This is a genomic window from Mycobacterium sp., assembly GCF_049585075.1.
In the GTDB taxonomy this organism is placed as follows: Bacteria; Actinomycetota; Actinomycetes; order Mycobacteriales; family Mycobacteriaceae; genus Mycobacterium.
The window spans coordinates 1-8,815 of record NZ_JBAUZA010000180.1 but is presented as its reverse complement, the minus strand read 5'-3'; the positions used below and the strand labels follow the sequence as shown (position 1 = coordinate 8,815).

Annotated in this window: 6 protein-coding genes; 2 read left to right on the top strand and 4 right to left on the bottom strand. The window is 61.8% G+C overall.

Features of this window, described 5'->3' with window-relative positions; genetic code table 11:
- Positions 1-838, bottom strand: an 838-nt coding sequence (locus WB785_RS08525; protein ID WP_424078451.1) for an AurF N-oxygenase family protein, incomplete at its 3' end; no start/stop codon positions are given.
- A gap of 631 nt (positions 839-1,469) precedes the next feature.
- Between WB785_RS08525 and WB785_RS08520 the strand changes: the two genes are divergently transcribed.
- On the top strand, positions 1,470-2,960 hold the full coding sequence (locus WB785_RS08520; protein WP_424078449.1) for a flavin-containing monooxygenase: 1,491 nt from the start codon (positions 1,470-1,472) through the stop codon (positions 2,958-2,960).
- A 6-nt stretch (positions 2,961-2,966) separates the two neighbouring features.
- On the opposite strand, the gene WB785_RS08515 is transcribed toward WB785_RS08520, so the two are convergent.
- From WB785_RS08515 to WB785_RS08505, 3 genes are all read right to left on the bottom strand, one after another.
- Entirely contained in the window at positions 2,967-3,770 is an 804-nt protein-coding gene (locus WB785_RS08515) for a phthiotriol/phenolphthiotriol dimycocerosates methyltransferase (RefSeq protein WP_424078450.1), read from the bottom strand.
- A gap of 72 nt (positions 3,771-3,842) precedes the next feature.
- Complete coding sequence (locus tag WB785_RS08510; protein ID WP_424078447.1) at positions 3,843-5,204, bottom strand: cytochrome P450; 1,362 nt, start codon at positions 5,202-5,204, stop codon at positions 3,843-3,845.
- Between the two features lie 59 nt (positions 5,205-5,263).
- Positions 5,264-6,085 (bottom strand): phthiotriol/phenolphthiotriol dimycocerosates methyltransferase, encoded by an 822-nt coding sequence (locus WB785_RS08505; RefSeq protein WP_424078446.1) that lies wholly within the window; start codon positions 6,083-6,085, stop codon positions 5,264-5,266.
- Positions 6,086-6,591: 506 nt separating this feature from the next.
- Here WB785_RS08505 and WB785_RS08500 point away from each other — a divergent pair.
- On the top strand, positions 6,592-8,815 hold a 2,224-nt coding region (locus WB785_RS08500), incomplete at its 3' end, for an RND family transporter (RefSeq protein ID WP_424078445.1).

The following is an 8,815-nucleotide window of genomic DNA, read 5'->3' as shown; positions in this document are numbered from 1 at the left end:
GCGAGTCGAGCGCATCGAAGAACAACTCTTTGCGCACCGAGCGTGGGATGTCGAACTCTCGGAAGAAGCTGCGCGACGGCACGACAATCGCCTGGCACAGCACCCGCATGACAATCGGCACGTACAGTGACAGCGCAAACCGGCTCCGCCGCACCATGTGCGGCACGCGCTTGCTGAGGAACTGGTCGGCAAAGGAGATGTGGCGGGCCTCCTCGGCGACGTGAATCGCCATCACCTTCTCCATGATGGGATGCAGCGAATTGTCCTCTCGCAACATCCTCTTCTGCATGTTGTGGATCGGCAGCTCACCGGCTAACACCCCGAAGAAAAACGTGCCGGGCAGCGGCCCCGCATACAGCGGGACCGCGGGCGATATCCATCGCAGCCACCGCGGCATGCCCGGAGCATCCACACCGATGCGGTTCACCAGTTCTTGAAACATCATGGCGTGGTTGCACTCTTCGGTGGATTCGTGCACGCAGTAGCGGTATTCGGGTGATCCGTTGGGCACCCAGAACGTGTAGTTCATCAGACCGCGGATCAGGATGCTCTCTAATTGGAGGGACACCTTGGCGGTATTGGCGTTGCGCCACAGCCCGATTTCAATTTGCTTTTCCAGCGATTGCGCCTGGTACCACGGATGCCGTCCCAGCGCATCGGTGGCTGACAGAACCCAGCGGGGGTCATTCTTGTTGACGGCGAGCTCCGGCGATTCCCAGTCGATGTCGGTGTAGGGATTGAAGTGGCGGCGTACGGAAGCCTCGGAAAGGGTCGCGAGGGTCGCAACGTACTCGGGGTCGTCGCTGACGTCCATATTGCGTCGCCACCGCCTGACCATGCGTATCCACGCCACAAGCAGCAGGTTCACCAGGATTACGGCGCCCAGTAGCCAGCAGAAGTTGCCCAATACGACCGGCAATCCGAACCTCCCCTCGGGTGCTCGAGTCGATACGCTTGCTTGGCACATGCGCGTCGTTGGGCACAATCGCGTCCGAAGTCTACCGGCGCAAAGGTGAAAGACCTAGCACGGCAGGGCGTCAATCTCGTGACCATTTTCGAGGCCCGAGCTGCCCGCAATCACCTTACATTGTGCCCCCGAGCAGCCATTTCCATCAGACAAAGGGGCGTGCCGCTTGCCGCTGGTTGGCTGCTCGGCCCCTTACGCTACGGGATCAGGTTCATAACGTTGAGCAGGGTGCCTTCGACCGCGTCCGCGATCGGGCCGGCACCGATTCTGCAGCTCGGCGATGGCGCCGTCGATGCGCTTCGGAACCCCGTTGACCAGCGCTGTCGGCACGTCGGACCAGTTGAGGTCGGTCCGGAACAGGTCGAATGGGGTAGCGATGTTGGCCGACCCCTGACTCCACCCGTGGGTGATGCTGCCGTACCCCAGAGCCGTGGGAGCGGCGGTATCTCAATCGGGCGACGGCCGGTCGTCGGGAAGAGACGGAGGGTACCGTCTAATACTTATGGGCGAGCAGTTCGATGTCATCATCGTCGGGGCGGGGTTCGGCGGAATCGGCGCGGCCATCCAGCTCAGCCGGCTGGGCTATGACAACATCCTGATCGTTGACCGCGAAGACGATCTGGGCGGAACCTGGCACGTCAACCACTATCCGGGGCTTGCCGTCGACCAACCATCGCCCACGTTCTCCTACTGGTTTGAGCCGAACCCGAACTGGTCGCGGATGTATGCACCCGGCGCCGAGCTGAAGCGTTACGCCGTGGATGTGGCCGAGAAGTACAACGTACGCCGACACATGCGTTTCAACACCACCGTTGAGGGCGCCCGTTGGGACGAGGACGCTCAAGTCTGGCGGGTTGCCATCGCGGGTGGTGAGACGCTGAGCACGCAATTCCTGATCGCTGCGACGGGCTTTCTGTGCCAGCCAAGTACCCCGGACATACCGGGCATCGACACGTTCGCCGGACGCATCCTGCACACCGCCCAGTGGGATGACGAGGTCTCGCTAGCCGGTCGGCGGGCCGCCGTCATCGGGACCGGTTCCACCGGAGTGCAGGTCGTGCCGGAATTGGCCAAGGAAGTCGCCGAGCTGACCGTCTACCAGCGCACGCCGATCTGGGTGCTGCCCAAGGTCGACGTCCCGTTCTCGCCTCTGACACAACGGGTTTTCGCCCGGTTTCCGGCAACCCAGCGCCTGCTGCGGTGGTACACCGACACCATTCTCGAATTTTCCATGGTCGTCACGATGTGGAAGTACCGGTACTTCAAGCTGGTCAACAAAGCCATCTCGCAGTTCTCAAAGGCATACCGGCTGATGCTGGTGCGCGACCGGGAGCTCTCCCGAAAGCTCAACCCGGACTTCGACTTCGGCTGCAAGCGCCCGACGATCTCGAATACCTATTACCGGGCGTTCACGAAACAGCATGTGCATCTGGAAACCAACGGCATCGAACGGATCGAGTCCGACGGCATCGTCGCGAAGGATGGCACCAAACGGTTGATTGACACCCTGGTCCTCGCGACTGGATTCGACGTCTGGGAAGCCAACCTGCCGGCGATCGAAGTGATCGGCCGCGAAGGGCGCAACCTCGGAAAGTGGTGGCGGGAAACGCAATTCCAGGCCTATGAGGGCATTTCGATGCCGCACTTCCCGAACTTCTTGTCGATGGCCAGCCCGTACGCGTGGGTGGGATTGTCGTGGTTCAACACGGTGGAATACCAGATGCGCCATATGGATCGGCTTTTCGGCGAAGTCCAACGCCGCGGTGCGCGGACCTTCGAGGTCACGGAAGAGGCCAACGCCCGCTTCCTGGCCCGGATGATCGAGCTGCTGGAAGACTCGGCATTCGAGCTTGGCAGCTGTGTGAATTCGCGGTCGTATTGGTTCCGCAACCACACCGGCAAGGGTGAAGCCCCGCTTTTCCGGCCGACGTCGGTGCGCAGCGCCGTCAAGGAGCAGGAGCGATTCCCGTTGTCGGACTACGCGATAGCCTGACGCCACTCAGTCTTTGATAAAGGAGTACATCCGGTACTCGGCCGTCCGGTTTTCGAAGCGGCGGTAGATTCCGGTACCTGGCACACCGGCGAAACGGCGCCCGAACGGCCGCATGAACGCCGGCAGCCGGCCGCCGACCAGCTCAAGTGAACGTTGCGAGTTCTTGTCGAGCGAGCGAACTACGCAATCGTTGATGACTCGTGCCGAAACTTGGCGCAAAGGCATTTCGGCTAGCGCTGCGTCCCACCCGGAAAACTCGTTGTCGCCGCGGAAATCGGTGTACAGAAAGTGCCCGCCAGGGCGCAGGACGCGCGCGGCTTCGGCGAGGAAACGAGAGAGCTGTGGGTAGGCGTGCGAGGCCTCGACATTGATTACCGCGTCGAAGGATTCGTCGCCGAACGGCAGCTCCTCGGCATTGCCTTGCACAAAGTCCAGCCCGGGCAGGTTGTGCGTCTTCTTGCAGTAGGCGACACCGTCCGGGTTGTAGTCCAGCCCGGTGTAGGAGGCTGGGTGCAATGTACGGGTGAGGTAGGACGCCCCGCCGCCGTGGCCGCAACTGACTTCCAGCACCTTTTTGCCTTCGAGATCGGCTTGGGTTGCCACGGCATGGTAGAGCTGGATGTTGTAGCGATTGGGTTCGTCGGCCGCGTCCAGCGGCACGCCCATTGGCGGGTCTTCCTCATATCCGAAGTTGAGGAAGGTGACCCCTTGCGCATCGAGTCGGCGGGTCAGAAAGGGATACCAGACTTTAGTCATGAAGTCTTTGAACAGCCTGACACCGACGTCGGCGATGCGTTCTGTAGCAGTCATGGGCATGCCAGGCAGTATGCCAGGGAGGGTTCGGCAGCGGGTTGCGACGTCAGCACAGCGATTTCCGCGCGTTCAGTTGCCCGAGTTGCCCACCGACATCGGGGCATGATCACGCGGCGTCGCGGCCTTTCGGCGGTGGACCACCGCGCGGCCGCCGCGCGACGGCATGATTGCCACACCGCGGTAGCGGCGTCGCTCGCCTCGTGCATCGGTCGGCTCGAACCGAAATTCGCGAAGCAGGGTGCGCAATGCGATGTCCATCTCCATGTGCGCGTACGACGCGCCGGGGCAACGGTTTACGCCCCCGCCGAACGGCATCCACCGAAACGGCTTCGGGTTTGTGTTGAGGAATCGGTCCGGGTTGAACGTATCCGGGTCGGGGAAGTTCACCGCTGACTCGTGGGCAAGCTGGAAGTTGACCGTCACATGGATGCCCTCGGGAAGAACCCAGTCTCCCAACCGAATTCGTGTCTTCGTACGCCGAAAGGAAGCCTCGATACTGGGCCGGATGCGCTGCGCCTCGTAGATCGTCGCTATCCGCAAGGCCGATCCGCCGGCGTCCGCTTCTTCGACAAGGCGCTCCAATACCTGTGGGTGCCGGCGCAATTGCTCCAGTATCCAGGCCATCTGGTTCGCGGTTGTCTCATGACCGGCGCCCACCAACGTCAGCAGCTCGTTGGCGATGTGCTGATCGGGGATTGGTTCGCCGCTGTCATCGCGGACTCGTAGCAGCACCGCGAGCACATCTTTGCGTTCCTCTAATGCCGGGTCGGACCGCGCCTGGGCGATCAGTGAGTCGATGACGGCGTCGAAACGTTGCCGGTACTTCGCCATTTGTCCGCCCGGACTCCATCGACCGAAATCACGCCGCACGATTGACGGCAGCTGGTGCAGGAAGGAGCCGACGGTCACCATCGTCGGCACCACCTTGCGAAGTTCGTCGAGCGCGGATGGCTCGTCGCCGAACATGGTGCGGAGAATCGCGTTTAGCGCGATGTTGTTCATCGACTCGTGCGTTTTGAACTCGCGCCCCTCCGGCCAATTCGCGGTTTCGCGCAGCACCTCTTCTTCGACGATGTGCTCGTAGGCGTCCACCTTCTTGCCGTGAAACACCGGAAGTATCACCCGTCGGCGCTCGAGGTGCTCCTCGCCGTTGAGGAGGAACGTCGACCCGGGACCGAATACCTCGCCGAGGTTGGTCGGGCGTTCGAGAAGGTCGCCGCTGGCCGAGAAAACCTCTTTGACCAGGGCTGCGTCGCTGACCACCACCGTCTTTCCGAAGAGCGGCAAATTGATGGTGCATTCGCTGCCATAGCGTCGGCCAAGAGCGGGGATCACTTCGCACAGCGCGGTGAGTAACGCGAGGCCCTGGATGGTCTTCGGTATCCGTGGCCCCGGCGGCAGGCGTACCGGCTCAGTTGTCGCCGTTGCCATGTCGTCCCCCTCTGCATACCAGGTTCCCTGAATTTACCCTGTGCGGCTGGGACGACGGGTCAGTCCTTGGCGAAGCAGTACACCCGGTAGGAGAATTCCCCATTTTCCACTGCGCGGCAGAACGCCCAGTCGGTCATATCGCTGGCAAAGCGGGCTATGCCACCGTGGCGGCTGGTCAGGTCGTGCTTGTGCGGCCGGTCTTTCTCCATCCCGCGCAGCACCTGCTTGTCGATGACGTCCTTCGACACCAACCGCAGCGGGGCGTTGGCCAGCTGCGCGTCCCACTCGGCCAAGTCGCGACGCCGCCGGAAATCGGCGTACAGAAAATGCCCACCCGGAGTCAGGACGCGGGCCGCTTCGGCAAGAAAGCGCGGCACGTCGGGGTAGAGGTGCGAGGCTTCGACGTTGAGCACCACGTCGAAGGAGCCGTCGGGGGACGGTAGGTCCAATGCGTTGCCCTCGACGAAATCCAGGCCGGGCAGGTGGTGCCGTTTCTTGCAGAACGCGACGCCGTCCGGGTTCAGGTCGAGTCCGGTGTAGGAGGCGGGGTGCTGTGTGCGCACTAGATAGGAGGCGCCGCCACCGTGGCCACAACTGACTTCCAGCACCTTCCTGCCCGCGAGGTCAACCTGGGTCGCGGTGCGGTGGTAGAGCTGGATCGAGTACCGGTTGTGTTCGTCGGATTCATCGAGCTGCAGGCCCATGGACGGGTCGTCGTAGCAGAAGTTGAGGAACAACCAGTCATCATCGCTGATCCAGCGAGTTTGTCTCGCGAACCGTTTCGCGGGGGATGAGGTGAAAAGGAGGTTGTAAATCGATGGATTTGTGATGACGCGATACGTCAACGGGTTGAAAATCAGGCGGTTGGTGGTGGAAACCATCGGGGCAGTATGACATGAGCGGCAGGGCCACTCTGCATGCTGGCTCAACCTGCCGGGCTGGGTCCGTTCGAGCTATAGGCCGGCCTATCCACCGGAAGCTCCCGTGGCCGCGAGATGTCCTTCGCGCCAACGGTGTTCGCTGATCAGCCGACTACTCAAAAGCCGCAAGAAGGCGAATTGGGCCTGCGGCGCATCGGAATATGCGTAGGTAAACCCTCCAATTGCGAGGGACGGCTGATTCTTAGACAATGCACTAATAGAACCTGACACGTGGTGGCCCCATCATGGTTTACTCATCACATACTGGTCGCGCTCGTATCGCAGCGCCGCTCGCGTTCGGGACGGGTAAAGGGGATGCCGATCATTGATGCTCTGAGGCGGGTAGAGCGACCGCCGGGTGTATTGACGGTGATCGGAAGTGGGGGATCCACCGTGTCTTCGATCCGGGTCGGCCTCGCGTCGGAGAGACACATGAAGACCTACATGCATCGGCTGGATGACTGCACATGAGCACCCATCACGGCGCCCACGAGCGCATCAAACGATCACCGGTAGCGGGTCCGGTCCGTAAATTGGCGGTGCCAATCATCCTCGGCTGGTTGGCGATCACCCTGTTGGTGAGTGTCGGCGTCCCCGCGCTGGAAGAGGTCGCGAAAGAGCGGGAAGTATCACTGAACGCCAACGACGCGTCGTCGGTAAAGGCGATGGCGCGCATCGGCAAGGCGTTCAAGGAATCCGACTCCGACAGCATGGCGATGATCGTCTTGGAGAGTGACCAACCCCTCGGCGCGGCAGCGCACCAATACTATGACGCCCTGATCAGTCAGCTTCGGGCTGACGCCAAGCATGTACAGCACATCCAGGATTTCTGGGGGGATCCGCTCACGGCCGCCGGCGCGCAAAGCGCCGACGGCAAGGCCGCCTACGTTCAGCTGAATCTTGCCGGTAACCAAGGCGAAACGGAGTCCGCCCACTCTGTCGATGCGGTTCGAAAGATCGTGGAACGCACTCCCGCGCCGACCGGGGTAAAGGCCTACGTCACCGGTCCCGCTGCGCTGACAGCGGACGCGAACCAGAGCGGGGACAAAACGGTCGTGAAGATCATGGTGACAACCGTCGCGGTGATCTTCATCATGTTGCTTTTTGTGTACCGCTCGATCACTACCGTCGTCCTGTTGTTGGCCATGGTGGGGATCGAGTTGGCGGCGGCTCGCGGAATCGTCGCCTTCCTGAGCTATCACGACGTCATCAGGCTTTCCACTTTTGCCATCAACATCCTGGTATCTCTCGCGATCGCAGCGGGAACGGACTACGGGATTTTCTTCATCGGGCGGTATCACGAAGCGCGTCAGGCCGGCGAAAGTCGGGAACAGGCGTACTACACCGCTTATCGCGGTGTAGCTCCGGTAGTTTTGGCGTCAGGTTTGACGATCGCCGGCGCGACGTATTGCCTCAGCTTCGCCCGATTGCCGGTTTTCCAAACCATGGGCGCCCCGTGCGCAGTGGGCATGATTGTCGCCGTCGCGGTCGCACTCACCTTGGTTCCCGCGGTTCTGACAGTGGCGAGTCGGTTTGGTCTTCTGGATCCCAAGCGAGCGTTCAACGTGCGCGGCTGGCGACGGGTGGGCGCTGCAGTCGTGCGCTGGCCGGCGCCGATCTTCGTCGCGACGTGCGCGGTCGCCCTGGTGGGGCTGCTGGCACTTCCCGGGTACAAGGTGAGTTACAAAGATCGGGACTACGTGCCCAAGACCATGTCAGGCAACGCCGGCATGGCGGCCGCTGAGCGGCACTTCTCGCAGGCGCGCATGATGCCGGAAACGTTGATGGTCGAGTCCGACCACGACATGCGCAATTCGGCCGACTTCCTCGTCTTGGACAAGCTCGCCAAGGGGATTTTCCGAGTCGAAGGAGTCGCCCGGGTACAGAGCATCACCCGTCCCCAGGGCACACCCCTTGAGCACACGTCTATTCCATTTCTGCTGAGCATGCAAAATGCGGGGCAGGTAGAAAATCTGCAATTCGCCAAAACGCGGATGAAAGACATGGTGACGTTGGCCGACCAGCTCGGCGGGACCATCTCGGCGATGGAGCGTATGAACACGCTGATGCAGCAACTCGTCGGAACCGGTCACCACGCGGCCGGCACCGCGAAAGACACGTTGGTCATCGCCAACAACGTGCGCGACGAAATCGCCGATTTCGACGACGCGTTCAGACCGGTCCGTAGTTATTTCTACGCAGAGCCGCACTGCTACAACATCCCAGTCTGCTGGGCGATCAGGAACATGTACGACGCGTTAGACGGTGTAGACAAACTCACCGAGAAGTTCGGCGACCTGGATAGGGATTTGAATAGCGCCGATGCGGTGATGCCGCAACTGGCCGCCCTGCTGCCGCCACAGATCGCCACGATGCGAAGCGTGCGGACCATGGTGCTGACACTGCACAGCACGATGACCGGGATGCTCGACCAGGTCGACAACCTCAGCAATGACGTCACCGCGATGGGCAAGGACTACGACGCGGCCAAGACAGACGACTCCTTCTACCTGCCGCGCGAGGCCTTCGACAACCCGGACTTCCAGCGCGTGATGAAGCTGTTTTTGTCACCGGACGGCGAGGCTGCGCGCTTCGTTATTTCGCACAAGGGAGACCCCGCGACCGACGAGGGCATGGCGCGCATCGACAGGATAAGGACAGCCGCCTACGAGTCGCTCAAGGGCACGGCGC

Coding starts and splice junctions, on each gene's coding strand:
- WB785_RS08515 (WP_424078450.1), bottom strand. CDS start 3,770: ATGACTGCTACAGAACGCATCGCCGACGTCGGTGTCAGGCTGTTCAAA.
- WB785_RS08520 (WP_424078449.1), top strand. CDS start 1,470: ATGGGCGAGCAGTTCGATGTCATCATCGTCGGGGCGGGGTTCGGCGGA.
- WB785_RS08505 (WP_424078446.1), bottom strand. CDS start 6,085: ATGGTTTCCACCACCAACCGCCTGATTTTCAACCCGTTGACGTATCGC.
- WB785_RS08510 (WP_424078447.1), bottom strand. CDS start 5,204: ATGGCAACGGCGACAACTGAGCCGGTACGCCTGCCGCCGGGGCCACGG.